Origin of the sequence: Ruegeria lacuscaerulensis, from assembly GCF_013031245.1 — a bacterium.
Taxonomy (GTDB): domain Bacteria; phylum Pseudomonadota; class Alphaproteobacteria; order Rhodobacterales; family Rhodobacteraceae; genus Ruegeria; species Ruegeria lacuscaerulensis_C.
Genome location: NZ_WPZL01000046.1, coordinates 1 through 19,151, shown reverse-complemented (window position 1 = coordinate 19,151; position 19,151 = coordinate 1). Strand labels below are relative to the sequence as shown.

Below are 19,151 nucleotides of genomic sequence, written 5' to 3'. Positions count from 1 at the left end.
AAAACGACCGCAAAAATCGCCAATAAACTCTTGCAATGCAGGAGCCACCCACAGAAGTCACCCAACAGCCAACCGAAATGCTGCAGTGGCAGCCCACAATCCAGACATTCGCTGCAGGCGCACAGTTCTTACGCTGCAAGAGGTTTGTCGCGCCTGTATGTTCGAAAACTTACTGGTTTTTCCATCCTTCAATCAGCCCGACCGCCGCCTCGGCGTAGCTCTGTGGAAACTGGTCCGAGGTTCGGGCTTTCATGATCGTATGAAGGCCCAGCAAAAGACCGATCAGCACCCGCGCGGCCTCATCCGGATCAACCTCGGAACGGATGGCCACGTCACCCTTTGCCCGGCTCAGTATCGCCGCGAACCGCCCCTCCAGTGAGGTCAGGTATCGCTCGATTCGCACGTTGACCTCGGGATCAGAGCGGTCAAACGAACTGATCGAGTTGAAGGCGAGGCAACCGGCGTCCTCAATCTTCGGCATCCTTTCTGGCGAGGCGATGCCTCTGATCCAATTTGCCAGATCATCCAGCGAATAGGTGTCCGGGTCGGGAAAGTGCTGGGCCTCGGCATTGTCCAGATAAGTATCCAGAATCTTTAGGAAAAACTTTTCTTTACCACCATAGGTGGTCTGGAGCGTGAACCGTGTCAGCCCCGTCTGCTGCTCCAGTTCCCGCGTGCTGGCACCGTGATATCCTCGCCGCCAAAACAGGTCGAGAGCCCCTGCTACCGTACTGTCGTGATCCGTCTTGCGTTTGCGTGCCACAGATTTCTCCTTGCTTTTTCTATCCATATGGATAGTAATTATTTTCTATCCAAATGGATAGCATTGCGGGCGCGCGGCAGCAAATACCGTGTGACCCCAACTGAATCGGAGACCTGACATGACCGCCATCGACCCGACACCCGGAGCGTCAAAGCCCGTCACGCTGCGCGTGATCTTCATCCTGAACGCACTGAAAATCCTGCTGGCATTTGGCTTCTTCACCGCGTTCCAGTTCTACGGGCTGCAGGTCGGAGAGTTGGTCGGCCCGCAAGCCGCCAACCTGATGCTTTATACGATGTTGGGATACATGGCGACGTTTGCGTGCATCGTCATATCCATCCTCAAACGCAGCACTATCGGTATCCGCGCAGCGATTGCTGTTGATTTTCTGGTCTCGATCCCAGCGACGGCGGTCATCGGCTTTATCATCGCGATCATCAGCATGGGCCTGACCTTTACTTCCTCGGTCCGTGCGTACTTTGCCTATCGCGGTTGATGTGAGCACTCCGATGGGCCAGCCAAATGACCTTAGCGGCCAATGCATCTGCGGCGCGGTGCGCTATCGCGTTCAGGACAACATGGCCGCTTTCAAACTGTGCTATTGCAGCTTTTGTCAGAAGGCATCGGGGTCAGCCCATGTTGCAAATGCCTTCACAACGCCCGACCAGATCGAATGGCTGCAGGGTAAGGAAATGTTGACGTCCTTTGATGTGCCCAATTCCCAGGTACGCCGGGTGTTTTGCTGTGCCTGCGGTACGACGCTGCCCTTCGAGACGCAGAACGGCAAGTTTCTGGTCGTTCCCGCCGGTAGCCTGTCCAGCCCGCCATCGAGCCCCGTTGCCGCGATTGTCGGCTGGGCGTCCAGACCCGCGTGGTATGATACGGCGCTCGGTTTGATCGAAGCAACCCGAACTGAAGAAAGGACCGCTCAATGAATTCCGATCAGGTGATTTCACCCGATTTCCCGTTTGACTCGAAATATGTCGAGGTGAACGGGCAGCGCATTCACTATGTCGACGAAGGCGAAGGCGCGCCGGTTCTGTTTCTGCACGGCAATCCGACCTCGTCCTATCTGTGGCGCAACATCATCCCCTATGCCGCCCGGCAGGGCCGCGCCATTGCGATGGATCTGATCGGCATGGGCAAATCGGATAAGCCGGATGTTTCCTACCGCTTTGTCGACCATGTTCCCTTCGTAGACGGGGTCATCGAATCGTTGGGGCTGAAGGATGTCACGCTGGTCATCCATGACTGGGGGTCGGCGTTGGGGTTTCACTATGCCCGCCGGCACTCCGAGAATATACGCGGCATCGTCTTCATGGAGGGCGTCATCCGTCCGATGACCTGGTCCGGATTCCCGCCCGACTTCCGTGCCGGGTTTCGCATGATGCGAACACCTGGTCTGGGATGGGTGATGATTTCGGGGCTGAACATGTTCGTCGAGAAAATCCTGCCAAGTGCCATTGTGCGTGATCTGACTGCCCAAGAGATGGCGCAGTATCGTGCACCCTTTCCAACGGCGCAAAGCCGCAAACCGGTTCGGGTGTGGCCGTGCGAAATCCCAATCGACGGAACGCCATCGGATGTGCATGACATAGTAAGTGCCTATAGTCGCTGGCTGGGAGAGACCCAAATCCCGATGCTTATGTTCCACGCCACACCCGGAGGAACCATTGGGCCAAAAGAGGTCGAATGGTGCAGCCAGACTATCCAGAATCTCGAAGTGGTGGACATCGGAAAAGGTATTCATTTCCTGCAGGAAGATAATCCCCATTTGATCGGGCAAAGGCTGGAAGATTGGCTGGCACGCCTGCCTGTGTAGCCCTGCGCAGCCGTGCGTTGCGGCGGGTCGATGTATACAAATCGGATTTCTCGATTGTATGGTTAATAACCAGCCCAACCAGAAACCGGAGAATAGCCTTGCTGAATATGACAATCCCTATTCCCTTGATACTTATGGCGGTTCTGCCTGCTTTTTTGGATCGGTGCTCTGGAAACGATACCAGTGTGGCCTTAGGCGTATTGGCGCGTGACCGGGTGGCTTTGACCGCGACGGCCAGCGAAATCGTGGTCAATCTACCGCTTGCTGAAGGGACGGTCGTCAAAGCGGGCGATACGCTGGTTCAACTTGATCCCACATTACAGACCGCAAAGCTGAGTCTGGCGAAGGCTGAGCTTGAAAAAGCTGAAGCAACTCTCTTGAAGTTGAAAGTGGGGCCGCGAGAGGAAGAGATTGCAATTGCCGAGGCGAAAGTTGCGGGCGCTGTAGCCAGACTTGCTGATGCTGAAACCATTTACGAAAGAAACGTCAAACTTGTCGAAAACTTTGTTGTAACAGAGGCGCAGGTCGCAAATGATTTGGCCTTGCGGGATTCTGCGCGGGCTGAATTGGCCAGCGCAAGAGAATCCCTGAGGGAATTGCAGAACGGCACCAGACCTGAGGACTTGGCGGTCGCAGAGGCCAATGTGAAAGCGGCGGAAGCGGCTGTGGAAGCCGAGCAGACCGTTCTGGACGATCTGACTGTTGTAGCCACCCGTGATGGTGTTTTGGACTCACTACCGTGGAATCTTGGAGAGCGCGTGACTACCGGAAGCCCCGTTGCAGTTATGGTCACCGGCCAGACACCCTATGCACGCGTCTATGTGCCCGAGCCACATCGCGTCAACTTGAAGCCCGGCGACAAGCTCGAAGTACGCGTTGATGGCCTCGATGCGTCGTTGGACGGCGTTATACGTTGGATTAGCGACGATGCCTCGTTCACGCCTTACTACGGATTGAACCAAGACGACCGTACACGACTTGTGTACTTGGCCGAGATAGACCTGCCCACCGCTTCGCCGGATTTGCCTGCGGGCGTTCCTGTTCAGGTTCCCATGCCATGAGTGACGTCGTCGTCGCGACGCGGGGGCTAACTCGGAGCTTTGGAGAGAACATAGCCGTCAACAATTTGGACCTGGAAATCCGAACAGGCCAGATTTACGGGTTTCTCGGCCCCAATGGCTGCGGCAAGACCACGACTATGCGTATGCTTACGGGGTTGCTGACCCCAAGCAGCGGGTCGATATCGGTTCTGGGGCAGTCGATGCCTGAAGCGGCTGAGCCGCTGAAGAACGAAATAGGGTACATGACCCAGATCTTTTCTTACTACCGAGATCTGACCGTTCTGGAAAACCTAAGGTTCGCGGCAGAGATCTATGGCATTCCTGTGAAAGCTGCCAAGGGCCGGATCGACGAACTTTTGCACACCTATGACTTGACCACGAACGTGCACCAGCTGAGCGGTAGTATGAGCGGTGGTCAGAGGCAAAAGCTGGCCCTTGCAGCGACCGTCATGCATCAACCGAAGCTTCTGTTTCTGGATGAACCGACATCGGCCGTTGACCCTGAAACACGCCGGACGTTCTGGGAACAGTTGTTCGATCTGGTTGATCAGGGCGCGACGATGATCGTGTCCACACATTTCATGGATGAGGCAGAGCGCTGTCATCGGCTGGCTATCTTGCAGCATGGTGTGAAGAAGGCAGACGGGTCTCCGCGTCAGTTGATGGACGATCTGCAAGCTGACGTTGTTGAGGTCGAAGGTCCAGACCTGCGCAAGGTCAAACACGAACTGGATGGGAAACCTAAAATCCTCTCGACTGCACAGGTCGGTTCGCGCCTGCGCGTTTTGGTGGATAAATCCGAACCTCAGCCTGTGGATATGCTGCGTGCCAAACTGAGCACCTTTTCAAATCTGTCGTTGGCACCACAACGGCCAAACCTGGAAGACGTGTTTGTCAGTGCAACCCGGGGAGGTGAGCCATGATTTCGCCGCGCCGTATCGCGGCTGTCTTGAAGAAGGAACTACTCCAGTTGCGACGGGACAAGATGACCTTCGCCATGGTCATCATGATCCCTCTGATCCAGCTTTTGCTGTTTGGTTATGCGATCAACACCAACCTGCGCCACGTGCCGGTCGCGCTTGTGGATCAGTCCGGAACGGAACTGTCCCGCACTCTGGCTCAGGTGATTCAGGCCACGCAGGTCGTGACTATAACCGAAAATCTTACAACCCCGCTGGAGGCCGAGCGCGCGATTACAGAATCCCGAGTACGCGCCGCGCTGATCATCCCGCCGGACGTAAGCCAGCGCCTCGCTCGCAGTCCTTCCGTCGGGCTGGGTTTGCCCGATGCAACCGACCAGACCAGCAGTCGCCCTGTTGCACATTGGATCGTAGATGGCTCGGACACGATGGTCGCCAGCGCCATCAAGTCCCTCCGCACGATGCCATTGACCGAACTGCTGAAACAGCCACCGAACCGGCAGGTTCCGACGTTCGAGGTAACACTTTACTTCAACCCCGAACAGCGGTCCGCCGTGAATATCGTGCCGGGTCTTGTCGGGGTCATCCTGACCATGACGATGATCTTATTTACCTCAGCCGCTATCGTTCGGGAACGCGAACGGGGCAATATGGAGATGCTGATCAACACCCCGATCATGTCGATTGAATTAATGATCGGAAAGATCATTCCCTACATTTTTCTCGGGCTCATCCAGGTCGCTATCATCCTAGGCCTCGGGCACATTCTGTTTGATGTGCCGATCAACGGCGGATTGGGCGCGCTGCTGGTGGTAACATTGCTGTTCATCATCGCTAGCCTGTCCCTCGGACTGGTAATCTCCACCCTGGCGCAGAACCAGCTTCAATCGATGCAAATGACCATTTTCATCCTGCTGCCTTCGATCCTGATGTCCGGGTTCATGTTTCCCTTTGACGGCATGCCGCAACCGGTTCAGATCATCGCTCAGATCCTGCCGGCGACCCATTTTATGGACATGATCCGCGGTGTGGTCCTGCGTGATGCTTCGCTCTATGAGTTGCGATGGGAAATCCTTTGGATGATTGGCTTTGCGGTATTTGGGTTGTTGGCGGCAACTCTGAGGTTCAAGAAAAGGTTGGGTTGAAGCGGCCCATAGCTGCCTTTCACCGGTTGATCGAGAAGCTGCGACCGCGCCCGCATTCCGGTCATTCGCTGCAAGTGAAAATTTTGGCGCTGCACAAACTCACAGGTTGCGGACAGAGCAGTCTTTCATTTTTTTTGCAGAAAACCGAGAAAACTAACTTCAGATCAAATAAGTCGTTCATTTGGACCGATTGATTGAACTACTTTTATCGACAGGTGATGCGAACTCTGGGAGTGTAAATACCTGTGTTGATTGTGACATACCTGCCAACTGGTGTCGCCCCAAGGGCTCAAGCCGCGTTGCAACATCCGCTGCGAATTCCGCGGACATTACCAAAGGTGTTTTTAGAGACTTACACAAACCCTCAAGCCGATTGACTTGGTTTACCGCCGGGCCAATCGTGGTGAAATCCAGCCGACGCTCCGTGCCGACGTTTCCATACATTACGGAACCCCGGTGCAAGGCAATTCCAAACTCAATTCTGCCACCGTGCTTTTGCCAGGTGATGTTCTTTTCCCTCGCGCGAGCCAAGCATTCCAGCACTGAAGACAATGCGGCTCGGCACATGTCGACTGCCGGCCTCGACTTTTCGTCCACCGGGAAGATTGCCATAACCGCGTCGCCGATAAATTTGAGGATTTCACCGCCGTGATCCTCTACTGCCCCTGCCGTGCAATCAAAATAATCGTTAATTAACGCCAGATATCGATTCATTGGCATGTCTTCAGCCATTCGACTGGAGTTTCTAAGGTCGCAATAGAACAAAATGCAGTCGATTGCTCCTCCATCACCGCGCTCGATAACGCCATCCAGGACACGGTTTCCAGAGTAGCTTCCCAGGTAGGCGTCCATGAGACCTTGCGCAAGTATTCGCGATTGCGCGTTTTTTATCACCAGCGCGAGGGCAGGCATGAGTGCTCGGATATAGTTGATTTCAGAGTCGCTAAACCCGCCGATACGCCGGGTAGTGATCGACATCATGACACCTTCCATTCCCGGCGGAAAATCCGACCAGCGGCTGGTGTCGTCGCGATGGTAGCTTTCAAATTGAACCAGATAATCCGTCGCACCATCTGAACGAAGGTCTTCCAGGATCGGAAAACTGGCCTCCACCGGCCCATCCTCCAATTTGTAACGCTTAAAAGAACCTCCGTTGTGCGCCAAATCAAAGAAAGGTGTATTGCGGAATCTAGGTGTCGCAAGCTGGTCTCTGGGCGTCAGTTCGGCCTTGGCTCGGTCGTCACGGACCGTCCAAAGCACATTCAAGGCGCCGAAAATTGGGTGCAGGACCATGCCTCCGACGTTGATCCGAGCTACAGGGACACCGGCGGAAACCAAACGATTGCCAAATTCTTGCACCACATCCTCGGCCTTAGTATCGCGAAGACCGCACCCCATCAGCCAAGCGGCAACGCTATCTAAAAGTGGGGACCTGCTGAACTCAATCATACCGAGACACTTTCTTGTCTAAAAAGCGTACTGAAGCAGCTAGGCTCTGAAACCTTGGACCGATTGGACACAATGAACGCAGAGAGCCTTGTACCGAGCGTTCAGTCCTTTTGTATCACAGCACTGATCTTCTCTCCTAGCTTGGTGCGCTAAACAGCCAGTGTCATCCCTCTACTCCAGTGTCGGCTACGGGCTCTGAGTGATGTCTCGCTGCTCGCGGCACCAATGTCGGTTGTTGTGGTGCGAACGACTGAGCGTCGAGCGAGACGCTGGAAAATCAGAGGTTTGGCCTCTTCCGCCGATGACTGGTTCCGAGCCGCCTATGCAAAGGTGCCTGCTGCGTCGGCATTCGGCAGCAGAGAGCCCAGCTTGCACAGTGCTGCGTTACGTACGAAGGTCGGCTTTCGCGATTGTTGGATTCGACCGCACTCATTGAAATGCTATCGAGGATCACAGAAATGCAGGACTCATCAATAGAAATTGGTGACTTCGAAGCATCAGAAGCAGATCAGCTTGGTGTTATATTCTTCGATGCCGTCCGCAAAGGAGCTACTGAATTCTATAACGTAGAGCAGCGACAGGCTTGGGTGTCGAAGACGCCGTCAGGGCCAAACTGGGCATCGCGGCTGGCTGCTCAGAAAACAGTAGTCGCGCGCAAAGCGGGTCTGCCCGTTGGCTTCATGACGCTCGACAGAGACGGCTACATAGATCTTGCTTTCGTCGCACCTGAGCACCAACGACAGGGTATCGGTGGAAATCTTTATTCTCGGATTGAGGCGTTGGCACGTGCCGCCAACATGGCGCGCCTTCATTCGCAAGCGAGCTATCTCGTCCGAGGACTTTTTGAGCAGCAGGGTTGGGAGCTTGTTCAGGAGCAGCTAATCGAAAGGGCTGGCATTACATTAACGAATTTCCTGATGGAGAAGCGTCTCCATGATCCAGTCCAGCGCACCAACGTTGCTGCGAAGTCCGAGCATAGCTGACCTTCAGGCTGGGCCGACGAAGTTCTGCTTCGTCCGCGACTCGTTCCTCGCCTGACGATATCTCGCTGCGCCTGAAACGAATGGCAGTTTTTCTCGCCGCGTCACAGCACTCGAAACCATGCCACCGCAGCGATTTTTTCGCTGCGTGCGCTCGCAGCAGAGAATAGCAATGGCGGGATCGGGCTCACTCCTGCCATCAGATGCAATGCAGCATCTGTGGTACATAGGGCCGGTCAACGTCGGGTTGTCAGTCTGGGAGGGCATGGCGGATCGGAGTGTCAACCATGGAAACACCAAACTTACCTGCTATTCGCGCCCTTCGCCCAGCCTGGAACAAGGGACGCATCGCCGGCCAGAAACGTCCGTTGAAGCCCAAACATGTTTGTGCGATCCGGGTTCGGCTTGAATTGGCCGAGAATCATCGCGACCTCGCGCTGTTCAATATGGCCATCGACAGTAGGCTCCGCGGCTGTGACCTAGTGAAGATGAAAGTCGTCGACGTCTTAGCGTCAGGTCAGATCAATAAAACGCCTCCGTCCTGCAAAGCAAAACTCAGAAACCTGTACGTTTCGAGATTTCCGAAGGCACGCGTGTTTCTGTCGAAAAGTGGATGGAGGATGAACTGATGGTCGGCTCAGAGTACCTTTGGCCGGGACGGTTTCATGAGCGCCTGCATATCTCCACCCGTCATTATGCGCGGATCGTTCGTGATTGGGTGACTTCCATTGGGTTGGAGGCGAGTGCTTACGGCACACATTCAATGCACCGAACCAAAGTCACGCAGATTTACAAGAAGACGGGCAATCTGCGCGCCGTGCAACTCTTACTCGGTCATACTAAGATGGACAGCACGGTTCGGTATCTCGGTGTTGAGCTTGAGGGCGCTTTAGCCATAGCTGAAGCTATTGAAATCTAAAAGCATGCGGGCCGCATTCGACTGCGGCCCATACCGGAACTTGAGCGCTGGCAAGAACACTGCGCTGCAGCTTTCCTGAACCGGACATTCAATCAGTGTGCGCATTTCGATTTGTCAGGTAACTGGGTCGCAGAACTTTCCGACCTATACGAGTCGGTATCTTCACATGCCCGACGCTACGATGAACAAAAACACAAATAAAACTACAAACAACAGACCAATATAACTGCAGGCACGCATGAACTTGTCCCACGCAGTTAGTGACTTCCATGGCCTCTTTTTCAGTGTCGCGGAGGTTTGAGTTTCTGAATCGGATATTTTGTTTTGGAAGGTGTTCTTTGTCTCACGCGCGCGTTGTTTGGCCGAGTAGATTGCTTCGTTTACACCCGATTTGAGATTTGCCCATTTCTCGTCGATTTTCTCTGTATTTGAAGTTTTAGGCGGTGGCTGTTTGCGCGACGTAGTAGGTTTGCTTGCACTCAACCGTTCCCATTCATCAAAAAACAAGCCTGGTTTGAAATCACCTTTCAAATGAGCTTCTAAAAGTCGAAAACGACGACGCTGCACCGGGCCCATTTGGTCGAGATTCAGTTTCAGCAATCCGGTCAGTTGGTCCGCCTGGCTTTCCGATAGAAGTCCTTCATGTTGCAAGTCGTTGACCTGTTTTCGCAGACGCCGAGCGAGGTCTCGATGTGGTTGCAAACCGGTTTTTCGTAGGGTGACGGCACCGCTGCCTGAAAAGTTGAATTTTTGCGGGCGCTGAAGGCGTTCAACCTGCATCATCTCTTCGAGGTAATCAAAAAGCTCGCGAGTATCGACGGAACCATCACCATTTCCGTCAGCCGCACCCTTTAATCCATCCAAGAGGTGCTTGGTGAACACGCCATGGCGATAGCTTTTTGCTTCCCGAGCGATCTGCGTGCTGGTGGCAGAAGTCATCACCAACGTGCGGCTGTTCGCTCCAAGCTCCATTTTGAGTTGCTCGCTCAGCGCCGAACGAGAGGCATCCTCTCCAGCTGCTCCGGCGTAGCAGCAATCGAGTATTACCAATCGGAAGCGCGCCGCTGCTTGCTCAACAACATCGAGCAGATTGCCGTATTTCAAAGCCGTTGAATGGACGAGATTTGAGCGCGTGTTGGAAAATGCCAAGTGTAACTTCTGGTTTCGCACTAAACCGTGACCTGCGTAATAAATCAGTAGAAGATCGCTGCGCTGTGTCTCGGTGCTGATCCGCTCTATCGTTGTCAGCGCATCGGAATGGTTGCCTTGGGTTATCAGTTCGACATGATCAAATTGTTCGCCAGTCTCACCCTGCAGCAGATTGTGAAGCGCTGTAGCGTCGTTACGTGCATAGCTCAGATTGTCCAGTTCAGGGTCTTCGAAATTGTCCATTCCGACGACAATCGCAGTCTTTCGCGTTGTTTGACTGGATCCAGTTCGTTTCTGGCGGGGCTCGAATAGTTCGACTTTCACGTCTGATTGATCAGTTTCGGCAGCAGGTGGAGATGAAGTTTGTGCGAAATCCGGGGCAAGTCTGGATAGAACGTTAAATACCCGTTCCTCGCTGAAGTTTTTTGCATCAAATGCGACCTCTGCGCCGTCGTCCGTACGCAATGCGAAGGTGACGGATTTTTCTCGAACAATGTAAGCTTTCAAAACTTGGATTAACGACGACACCGCAGCTGATTGCGCAACTTCGATCCAGAGCTGCGGGTCAAGCAGTAATTCAAATGCGCGCTCTCCTGGCGCGGGCTTGCGCTTCGCGCGCGCAGATCTGATACCGGCCGCATTGTTCAAGTCACGATCAAGCAGCGCTACAAATTTCGACAGCGCTTCATCGTCCAGTTCAGAAGATTGAATATCCAGCTTAATAGCCATGATATTTTACCCGACACAGCAAAAATATCGAAAACGATCGCCGTAACAGAGTTAGGTATGATAACAGAAATCTTGTTAAGTGTCCAAATAGCGACTGCGTACAAAATTTCCGTCATAGCAAACAAAATGACAGCCCTATCCTTTAAGCCAAAATTACGTATAGTACGAACGGCCCAAAAGAGACATTCGTCGCCCCAAGCGTTGCTGCGCTGCGGTGCCTTTAGCTGACTTTCACGAACGCCAACGCAGCTTGCAATAATCTCGTCATTGACGCGCAAGCAGTGAATTCAGAACGAAATCTTCTACACAACCAATTATCGCGGTCATGGGCGTTTCTGACAACACGCTACGATACGGAGCGACAATAGATAAGTTCATCGGTGACGCGATCCTCGTCTTCTTTGGCGATCCAGAGACCAATGGGGTGCGGGAAGATGCCTTGGCGTGCGTCCGAATGGCAATTGCAATGCGAGACAGGCTGGCCGAGCTGCAAGCCGAGTGGAGGCATCAAGGAATACGGCAACGGTTGCAATGCCGGATTGGTATCAACACAGGCTTCTGTACGGTGGGAAACTTTGGAAGTGAAGACCGTATGGACTACACCATTATTGGTGGGGCTGTGAACATCGCCTCAAGGCTCGAGCACCAGGCCGACGAAGGAGAGATTTTTATCTCATACGAGACTTGGGCACACGTCAACGAAGAAATAGAGACCGAAGAGGTTGGGCCCATCCGGGTCAAGGGCGTAACTCAAGCCGTCATTACGTATCGTGTCGTAGGTCAGAAGGGGGTGAAATCACGCCCCGAAGAAGTAACGTACGAGAAGCCGAACTTTCAGTTGGTTTTCGACCCAAGCTCCATGACGTCTGAAGAGCGCGCCGAGAGCGCGGAAATACTGAGGTCAGCGCTTGCATCAATCTGCGACTACGATACCTGAGATTTGAGTGCGATGTGAATGGATAGGCTTAATAGTTGCACCGGTGACAGCACTTCGCCGAGCGGGCTGGCCACCGAACAGCAAGGACGGCCCATTGCCGCCTTCGGCTAAGGCCACTGACGCCGCGATGCAGCACCACGAAAGCGGACGATCGTGCAAGTACTCCTATCCAATCGGTGCGACGTCGATCTGGCGAGCAGAACGCCCTACCATTAAGTGCGCACGCATACAGTGACGCAAAATGCCGTCAGTTCTGATGGGCCAGCTTGTCCGCATTCTCTGCCGCCCATTCATGCATCGTCTGTAGCACCGGGATAAGGCTTTGCCCCAATGCGGTCAGGCTGTATTCCACATGCGGCGGGATGGTCTTGAAGTCTTTGCGTGACACAAAGCCCGCGTCCTGCAGCTCGGTAAGTTGGCGGGTCAGTGTGCGGTGCGTGATGCTGCCAAGGTTGCGCTGGAGCTGATTGAATCGAGATGTTTCCTGCGCCAGCCAATAGATGATGAGCAGTTTCCACTTGCCTGAGATTGCCTCGATCAACGGCTCAATCAGGCAGTTTTCATCCGGTTCGAGTGGCGCCATTACAGTATCCTAGATGACCGTACTTGTCGTTTTGATCTTGCGTTTCTAACTACGGCTCAGAGAAACGGAATGCAATGAGGAACAGGATGGCCCAGAAGAAAGTCGTGATTGTTGGCGGAGGATATGTCGGCTTTGAGGTCGCCAGGGCATTGGATGAACACGCCGATGTCACGCTGATCGAACAGCGCGAAGCGTTCGTGCAGCCACCAGCGGCCATTCGCGCGCTGTTGCAGCCAGATCTGCTGGATCAGATCATCCTGCCGTATGACCGTTTGCTGACGCATGGCCGGGTCATCCGTGGCCGTGCAACGGCGGTGACCCAGTCCGAGGTCACGCTGGAGGACGGCAGCGTCTATCCAGCCGACTACATCGTACTGGCTACGGGATCATCTTATTCGGCGCCGTTCAAACCTGCTGGCGACAGCATTGCGGACTTTCGCAAGGTCAACGCGGACGTCAGTGCAAAACTGGCCACCGCCAAATCGGTGTTGATCGTCGGGGCGGGCGCTGTTGGCACCGAGCTAGCTGGTGAAATTGCCGCGGCGCGGCCTGACAAGATCATCACGTTGGTGTCATCTGACATGTCGCTGTTTCCAATGTATCCTGACAAGCTAGGCGCGCAGCTGAAACGCAAATTGGAACGGGCTGGCGTGAGCGTCGTGCTGGGTCAACGGGCGGAGAACCTGCAGAACCTGGACATGCCCCATGCCGGATCAATCCAATTGACCGATGGCCGGGTTATTAATGCCGATCTCGTTTTCCCCGTGATCGGATCCAGACCAAATGCAGTTCTGGCGAGAACGCTGCCCAGAGTGACCATGACACCCACTGGCCGGATCAAGACAGACAAGTGGCTGCGCCCCTCCCAGCATCCGAACGTTTTCATCGCAGGTGACATCGCAGACGTCGGCGATGGTATGACCATTGTCGCCATCTCCCGGCAGAACCCGTGGCTGATCAAAACCTTGAAAAGGGCGTTGAGCGGACAAGCAATCGAAGAACAAAAGCCTTATACGCCTTGGAAGAAGGCCCCGATCCTTCTCCCCTTAGGTCCCAAAAACGGGAACAGTTGGATGTTTGCGACGGTTGGTGATTGGGTCACCCGCCAGATGAAGGGAAAGGACCTTTTCATTTCGAAATACCGCAAGGCGTTCGGGCGCTAGGCCAATTGGCCGGAACCAATCCAGCTGCGATGAGAGCGATTGAGGACATCATCCGATGACACGTGTTGATCTTCCAAAATTTCCGACGCGCCACGGCTTTATGAGTGAGCGCATTCAGCAGGCCTATATCAAATCGGCGATCGAAAAAGGACTGCTGCCGTCCGATGCGCACCGCATGGCTGAAGTCGTTTCGCTGACCGCCGCAGGTGACACCTCAAAGCCGATCCAGTTTTGGCAGCTCTTCTCGGTCATCGGACAAGACGCCATTGTCGGCATCGTCGCTCGTTTCTATGAACAGGTCTTTGCAGATGAGCCTTGGTTCTCATCTGTCTTCGAAAGGGTCGGTGGGCTGAACCATCATGTTGCGACCCAAGCCTCGATGTGGATCGACGTCATGGGGGGCGGCCCCTATTACCACGGTGCCGAGTTCAGGTTGAGTTTTCATCACACGCACAACGCAATGGTTTTGATGAACGACAAGGGTGCTGAGCGATGGGTCACCCTGATGCGCCTGACGTTGGATGCTTCTGCGGATCTGATGACGGACGATCCGCGCGTGCGGACGAGCATTAACACGTTCCTCGCCTTTTTCATGACCAAGTACGCCGATGAGTTCGCATTCGAAGATCGGCACATCTTTGGTGAAGCGAACGGCCCGCTGAAGCGCCGGATCAACTTCATGAAGATGACGACTGAAGCGATCGAGGGTTTGAGCGAGCAAGAACTGAGCGATGCGCTGGCAGAGCGTGGGGTCGACGTCTCGCAATACCCGGACAAGCAGGCGCTTGTCGGCAAGGCGCTGATGATGTGATATCGGTCCCTAACCGGTAGTTGTGCTTTGCCAACTGATGCTGCGGTTGCGCCCGCATTGCCGATCTTTTTACGCTGTGCAGCATTTCAACTGTGGATACTGGCGGCAGTAGCGGACAAATTTGCTGTCGGTGCTTCGGATCACATTTACTGAAGTTGCCACGGAGTCCAACCAACCCAACACTGAAACCGAATCAACGATTTCGTTAGAATATCCATTCAGGGTTTTATCGACTTATCGCCCACGCGCATGCTCTGAAAAAAGGAGAGATGCCATGATCCGTTCAGCAACACCGGTCGTACGGACCGGGAACTATCCGAGGGCCCATGCATTCTACACCGTAGTACTTGGGTTCACCTGTGTTGAAGAGGGCGGTGAACCTGCCAAATTTGGAATCTTCAAGCGCGATGGGGCTGTCATTTTCGTCAATGGCCACAACGGGGCTGATACCCAGTACGATCATTGGCGTGCTTACTTCCATGTGGATGATATCGACAGCTTATCTCAGGAAATCCGCAATTCTGGCGGCACTTTGTCGAAAGACATATGGAAGACTGTCTACGAGATGCGTGAATTCGAGGTTACGGATCCTGACGGCAACGTCCTCTGTTTCGGTGCTGATGCATAAACAGTTCACTCCTGCTGCTTCCAAATGCTAGCAAGCGCGCGAATGTCTCAAAAGGGATCAGTCCTTCCATTTATTTTGCGGAATGTTAAAGAGTTTCGCTTGAACCCACTGACCTGCTTTGCCCAGAGCGTGTTGAACCACCTAAATGGAACAGTAGCTTGTTGCCAAAGTGGCTCTATTGAAGGAGCTCGTACTTTGGTCAGGTTCGGCCAATGCCGCTACCGGAACCTACATCAGGCTTCGGCGATCATGCTTCCCCAGCTGGAAAAACCACCTTCTGTCTCACAGATGATTGTATCCATGCCAGTCATCGCGTCGGTTCCGAAGTAGCAGTCCGCAAAAGCCGGGCCGCTTAGAAAAGCTAGGTTCAGGGCAACGATACCCAAAGCAGCAGCTTGTTTCATAGTACTCACTCCAATTAGGTGAGCTTCATGTAGGAGCGGCTCTTGTCAGCAAGTACTGTACCGAAATTAAAATTACTTAATGCGAATCTGGTAGGGAGAACCACCGGAACATAACAAACAAGAGTTTGATCTGAGTATTTTGGTACCCGGGATTACGTCAAATTAAATCCGGGGTACTTTCGCAAGCCGCCCCAAGCGTTGAACAAACCGACTTCTGGAAGTTCACCTGTGAGCAAGAAAAGCTGTCACAAGAAGGTCTGCCGCCGCGGCGCTCAGTGCCATAGGGAGGTCATGCATTATGGTAAGCCGGGTCAAAGCTTGCAGGTCGACATCATAGCCATGAGGCGCCATTGGGTCAGCAAAGAAAATCACCGCGTCCAGCTCTCCGGTCGCGACGAGCGCCCCAAGTTGCTGGTCTCCCCCTCTGGATCCGCGCTGCAATCGTCGGACGTTCAACTCCGGGCAGGTGCTGGCAACAAGCGCGCCGGTATCGCCGGTGCAAATCAGTCGGTGCCCTGCCAAAGCCGTTCTATGGCGTAGCACCCAAGCGCGAAGGTGTGACTTCCGGTCATCATGTGCCACCAGTGCAAACCTGCGCGGAGCCGTCGAAAACGCCTGGGCACTTGTGGTTATGGCGAGGATCGAACGGACCTGATCGACAAAGCTTGCGTCGGTCTGAAAAGCGCCCGCGAAAGCTGCCGTGCCGACCGTAAAACCCTGCGCACCTGATTCCGCGACCGCACCGATCCGGGTCTCGCTATCAATACTACCGGCCACAATCACTGGCTTGGCAACGGCCTGTGCCACTTGCCGCATCAGGGCCGGGACATCACCGGAAAACCGATAGGCCAGCAAATCCAGCCCGTGCACATGCTCGAGATCGGCCAACGCGCGGGCAGATGCAATGATGTCACTGACGGGGCCTTCAAGCACGCTGGGATGACCCGTGATCCGCCCGGGAAACGGGTAGTAGCGCAGAGGGTGATCGCGCGTCACTTCCGTGACCGCCGATGCTCTTGTTCCTCCGAGAAGGCAATCGACATCCAGTCCTACGGCGGCGCTGGCCGACGCCAGTTCACTTTCTTCGTCAAGGCTGACGACTTCAAGATAGGACCTTCCGCCTGCTGCTCGAATGGTCTGCGCCAACCCGCGCAAATCTTCCAGCGGCAGACCCACATCCTTGAACCCGATATGACGTGCGCCCCCTTCCAGCGCTTGTTCCAGACGCATGTGGGCGTCCGGAATGGTGCGATCGTTCTCGGTCAGCATCAGAATGAAGTTGAACGCCATTACCTAGTCCTTCCTTGATGCCGCAATTGCCGGTGCAGATACCCAATCTGCAGACGCGCCAACGATATTCAAGTGTTCCTGACCCTGGGAAGATCGTGCAAGGGCGTGCACATGGCCCAGTGCCTGCCCAACCGGCACATCCGCCGCAATCAGGGCAACGAAGACATCGCCAACGCCATGCGGCACATCCGGATATCGGGGCGTGCAGTACGCGTGAATGTCTCCGTCGGACAATGACAGGACTCCCGTTTTTTCCGAACCCAGTGGGGGCGAAGTGACATGAACCGTTTGAACGCCCAAGGCCTGAACGGCCCTTTTCGCATCATCGACGGTCCTGCATTTCCGCTGCGACAGCCATTCGAGCTCAAAGAGATTGGGTGTCACCGTGTCTGCCAGCGGCACAAGCCTGTCCCGAACCGCATGCGCAACGTCTTCCGATACGTAAAGACCCTGTGGCCAATCTCCCAGAATGGGATCGACCACGATACAGGGTTTATCCGCAACCGCGCGAATCCGTTTTACCAAAGCGGCTGCAGCATCAACATGCTCGATGGTGGGCATATACCCCACCAGCACCGCTTGGTGATCGGCGAGCCAACCATTCGAACTCAGCGCTTCGACCATGGCCACTATTTGCTCCGCCGCGACCGGGGCACGCGCCACGTGCGGCCAGCCGGGGTGATTTGACAGAATAACCGTAGGCACAGCGGTCACGTCCATGCCCAACCTTTGACACACAGGCTGTCCTGCCGACAGGCCAACGTGACCGATGGTCACGAAGCTAGAAAGGATCATGATGCGCGCCACGTTCTTTCCTCGCTGTCGCCGATGGGGTTGATACCAGTCAGCCTTAACTTGGAAAGGACGTCAAATACGATGCCGCGTGCGTCTGCGGCAAAAAAACAAAAGCAACAGAGCTGCGGCCCAAACCAGACTTGGAAAACCCCCGTCAGTTTCTATGGTGCGGCTTTCTCAAAGCAATCGTTGGCAAGACAATGGTTGCGACATGGCTGCTACTGGAAAGCGAACGTTCAGCAACATGTGTAATCAACGACTCCAAACCGCGGAATTAGATCACTGTTTAACTAGTATATGATTAAAGCCATTTAATGTGTCCGAAACCATAATCAATGTTCCGGGGTCTATCTTAAATTCAGTTTTGATGACTTGCAGAGAGTGACTATCATGGCCTTTCAATCAGTAGACGTTTTGAAGCCAGTAGGTATTTCAAAGAGTAATTTTGTTCGCGCCTTCGCGCCCAGATTCTAAACTTAGCGTCTGACCGCCATGAAACCTTTAGCACCCTCAGACAGGTAACATCTTTTGAGTTTTCTGGTTGTCCATTGCATTGCGGGGTAATTCTATGGCTTTTCGTAGCAGTTTGGTTGGCGCATCAATGGCGCTCTGCGTCTTTTCACCAGCTTTTGGGCAGAACATTGCCCTGATTACACCCTACCTCTCTCAGCCGGGAACACAGTCCTATGTTGATAGTTTCAACACACGTGCCGATGCGTTTGGGTGGGATGTTGACGTGGTGCACACTGACGGAGATGTCGCGGGTGTCATCCACGAGATGGAAAACGCAGTTGAGCAGGATGTTGATGCGATTGTCATAAATGTCGATCCGTCGCAGATCGGCCCAGGACTGCGCAAAGCGTCAGAGGCGAAAATACCCGTTGTCGGCATGGATGCAGGGAGCCATCCGCTCATAGCAGCCAATATCACATCCAATGGTTATTCAATGGCCGCGGAGACCGCTGCATATATCGCCAACAGAATTGAAGGTACAGGCAACGTGGTCATGTTTACCTACGATCAGTTTCCACCCGTACAGGTTCGGGGCGTAATCGCCGACGCCGTCTTTGACAATTATCCGGATATTGACGTTATCGAACGGATCACGCCGGATATCAATGATGGGGCTATTACAGATAGCCGTGCAAAAATGGCGACTGTACTTGCCGCGAATCCAGAGCCGGGCAGTGTTTCTGCCGTTTGGGCAGCGTGGGATCAGCCAGCCTTAGGCGCACTAGAGGCAATCGAGGCGGCTGGCCGCAGCAACGAGGGTATCGTGATCACTGGCATTGATGCGAACCCGAAAGCTCGTCAAGCGATCGCCAAAGGAAGTAACTTCGAGGCAACTGTAGAGCAGAATTTTAAGGTGATGGGGAAGAAAACCGCAGATGTGGTAGCTCGGTTGCTGGCGGGTGAAACCCCACGACAACAAACCGTATACGTACCGGCAAAGCTTGTCACAGCCGAAACCTTCAAAGGTTGATTGGCAATCATCATATATACGCGACCAGACCCTGTCCCTTTAAAAGATATGTGAAGCGGCCCATACCGGATGAGGTGGGTGGCTCCTGCTCCACCGGCATCGAATGTGCCAAAGTGCAGT

19 protein-coding genes and 2 pseudogenes are annotated in these 19,151 nt (G+C 54.2%); 14 read left to right on the top strand and 7 right to left on the bottom strand.

Going from position 1 to position 19,151, the window contains the following annotated elements; all coding sequences use genetic code 11:
* Window positions 1-169 precede the first annotated feature (169 nt).
* Entirely contained in the window at window positions 170-763 is a 594-nt protein-coding gene (locus tag GOX66_RS23630) for a TetR family transcriptional regulator C-terminal domain-containing protein (protein ID WP_170766090.1), read from the bottom strand.
* 118 nt (window positions 764-881) lie between these two features.
* Between GOX66_RS23630 and GOX66_RS23625 the strand changes: the two genes are divergently transcribed.
* From GOX66_RS23625 to GOX66_RS23600, 6 genes are all read left to right on the top strand, one after another.
* Window positions 882-1,259, top strand: coding sequence for a hypothetical protein (locus GOX66_RS23625; protein WP_170766088.1), 378 nt, complete (start codon window positions 882-884; stop codon window positions 1,257-1,259).
* 13 nt (window positions 1,260-1,272) lie between these two features.
* Window positions 1,273-1,698, top strand: a complete 426-nt coding sequence (locus tag GOX66_RS23620; RefSeq protein ID WP_170766086.1) for a GFA family protein — start codon at window positions 1,273-1,275, stop codon at window positions 1,696-1,698.
* Complete coding sequence (locus GOX66_RS23615; RefSeq protein WP_170766084.1) at window positions 1,695-2,585, top strand: haloalkane dehalogenase; 891 nt, start codon at window positions 1,695-1,697, stop codon at window positions 2,583-2,585. Before GOX66_RS23620 ends, GOX66_RS23615 begins: the two co-directional genes overlap by 4 nt.
* Window positions 2,586-2,692: 107 nt before the next feature.
* Complete coding sequence (locus tag GOX66_RS23610; protein WP_237212750.1) at window positions 2,693-3,646, top strand: HlyD family secretion protein; 954 nt, start codon at window positions 2,693-2,695, stop codon at window positions 3,644-3,646.
* A complete protein-coding gene (locus tag GOX66_RS23605; protein ID WP_170766082.1) occupies window positions 3,643-4,569 on the top strand; it encodes an ABC transporter ATP-binding protein in 927 nt (308 codons plus the stop codon). The genes GOX66_RS23610 and GOX66_RS23605 overlap by 4 nt, the downstream gene beginning before the upstream one ends.
* On the top strand, window positions 4,566-5,711 hold the full coding sequence (locus GOX66_RS23600; protein ID WP_170766079.1) for an ABC transporter permease: 1,146 nt from the start codon (window positions 4,566-4,568) through the stop codon (window positions 5,709-5,711). Before GOX66_RS23605 ends, GOX66_RS23600 begins: the two co-directional genes overlap by 4 nt.
* 177 nt (window positions 5,712-5,888) lie before the next feature.
* Here the strand turns inward: GOX66_RS23600 and GOX66_RS23595 are convergent, their stop codons facing one another.
* Window positions 5,889-7,160 carry an adenylate/guanylate cyclase domain-containing protein gene (locus GOX66_RS23595; RefSeq protein WP_170766077.1) on the bottom strand — a complete coding sequence of 424 codons (1,272 nt, stop codon included), beginning with the start codon at window positions 7,158-7,160 and terminating at the stop codon, window positions 5,889-5,891.
* Between the two features lie 458 nt (window positions 7,161-7,618).
* On the opposite strand from GOX66_RS23595, the gene GOX66_RS23590 reads away from it, so the two are divergent.
* Both GOX66_RS23590 and GOX66_RS23585 read left to right on the top strand, forming a co-directional pair.
* On the top strand, window positions 7,619-8,143 hold the full coding sequence (locus tag GOX66_RS23590) for a GNAT family N-acetyltransferase (RefSeq protein WP_170766075.1): 525 nt from the start codon (window positions 7,619-7,621) through the stop codon (window positions 8,141-8,143).
* Between the two features lie 284 nt (window positions 8,144-8,427).
* Window positions 8,428-9,059: pseudogene (locus tag GOX66_RS23585) on the top strand (tyrosine-type recombinase/integrase).
* Window positions 9,060-9,221: 162 nt separating this feature from the next.
* Here GOX66_RS23585 and GOX66_RS23580 read toward each other — a convergent pair.
* Window positions 9,222-10,937, bottom strand: coding sequence for a caspase family protein (locus tag GOX66_RS23580; protein WP_170766073.1), 1,716 nt, complete (start codon window positions 10,935-10,937; stop codon window positions 9,222-9,224).
* Window positions 10,938-11,262: 325 nt separating this feature from the next.
* Here GOX66_RS23580 and GOX66_RS23575 point away from each other — a divergent pair, with 325 nt between their 5' ends.
* Window positions 11,263-11,874, top strand: coding sequence for an adenylate/guanylate cyclase domain-containing protein (locus GOX66_RS23575; RefSeq protein WP_170766072.1), 612 nt, complete (start codon window positions 11,263-11,265; stop codon window positions 11,872-11,874).
* A 247-nt stretch (window positions 11,875-12,121) separates the two neighbouring features.
* On the opposite strand, the gene GOX66_RS23570 is transcribed toward GOX66_RS23575, so the two are convergent.
* The gene (locus tag GOX66_RS23570; RefSeq protein WP_170766070.1) at window positions 12,122-12,457 is read right to left on the bottom strand and encodes a winged helix-turn-helix transcriptional regulator; all 336 of its coding nucleotides are present in this window, start codon (window positions 12,455-12,457) and stop codon (window positions 12,122-12,124) included.
* Between the two features lie 71 nt (window positions 12,458-12,528).
* Between GOX66_RS23570 and GOX66_RS26400 the strand changes: the two are divergent.
* From GOX66_RS26400 to GOX66_RS23555, 4 genes and pseudogenes are all read left to right on the top strand, one after another.
* Window positions 12,529-12,678, top strand: a pseudogene (locus GOX66_RS26400) (FAD-dependent oxidoreductase); the annotation flags it as partial.
* Window positions 12,655-13,620, top strand: coding sequence for an NAD(P)/FAD-dependent oxidoreductase (locus GOX66_RS26395; RefSeq protein ID WP_419555582.1), 966 nt, complete (start codon window positions 12,655-12,657; stop codon window positions 13,618-13,620). The pseudogene GOX66_RS26400 and the gene GOX66_RS26395, both read left to right, overlap by 24 nt.
* 55 nt (window positions 13,621-13,675) lie before the next feature.
* Window positions 13,676-14,431, top strand: coding sequence for a globin domain-containing protein (locus GOX66_RS23560; RefSeq protein WP_170766066.1), 756 nt, complete (start codon window positions 13,676-13,678; stop codon window positions 14,429-14,431).
* Window positions 14,432-14,705: 274 nt separating this feature from the next.
* A complete protein-coding gene (locus GOX66_RS23555) occupies window positions 14,706-15,059 on the top strand; it encodes a VOC family protein (protein WP_170766064.1) in 354 nt (117 codons plus the stop codon).
* A 233-nt stretch (window positions 15,060-15,292) separates the two neighbouring features.
* Here GOX66_RS23555 and GOX66_RS23550 read toward each other — a convergent pair whose 3' ends face one another.
* From GOX66_RS23550 to GOX66_RS23540, 3 genes are all read right to left on the bottom strand, one after another.
* Complete coding sequence (locus tag GOX66_RS23550; protein ID WP_170766062.1) at window positions 15,293-15,463, bottom strand: hypothetical protein; 171 nt, start codon at window positions 15,461-15,463, stop codon at window positions 15,293-15,295.
* Window positions 15,464-15,685: 222 nt separating this feature from the next.
* Window positions 15,686-16,753 (bottom strand): methylglyoxal synthase, encoded by a 1,068-nt coding sequence (locus GOX66_RS23545; protein WP_170766060.1) that lies wholly within the window; start codon window positions 16,751-16,753, stop codon window positions 15,686-15,688.
* A gap of 3 nt (window positions 16,754-16,756) precedes the next feature.
* Window positions 16,757-17,548: a pyridoxal kinase gene (locus tag GOX66_RS23540; protein WP_170766058.1), complete on the bottom strand. Its 792-nt coding sequence runs from the start codon at window positions 17,546-17,548 to the stop codon at window positions 16,757-16,759.
* 568 nt (window positions 17,549-18,116) lie between these two features.
* On the opposite strand from GOX66_RS23540, the gene GOX66_RS23535 reads away from it, so the two are divergent.
* Entirely contained in the window at window positions 18,117-19,031 is a 915-nt protein-coding gene (locus GOX66_RS23535; protein WP_170766056.1) for a substrate-binding domain-containing protein, read from the top strand.
* The last annotated feature ends 120 nt before the right edge of the window (window positions 19,032-19,151 follow it).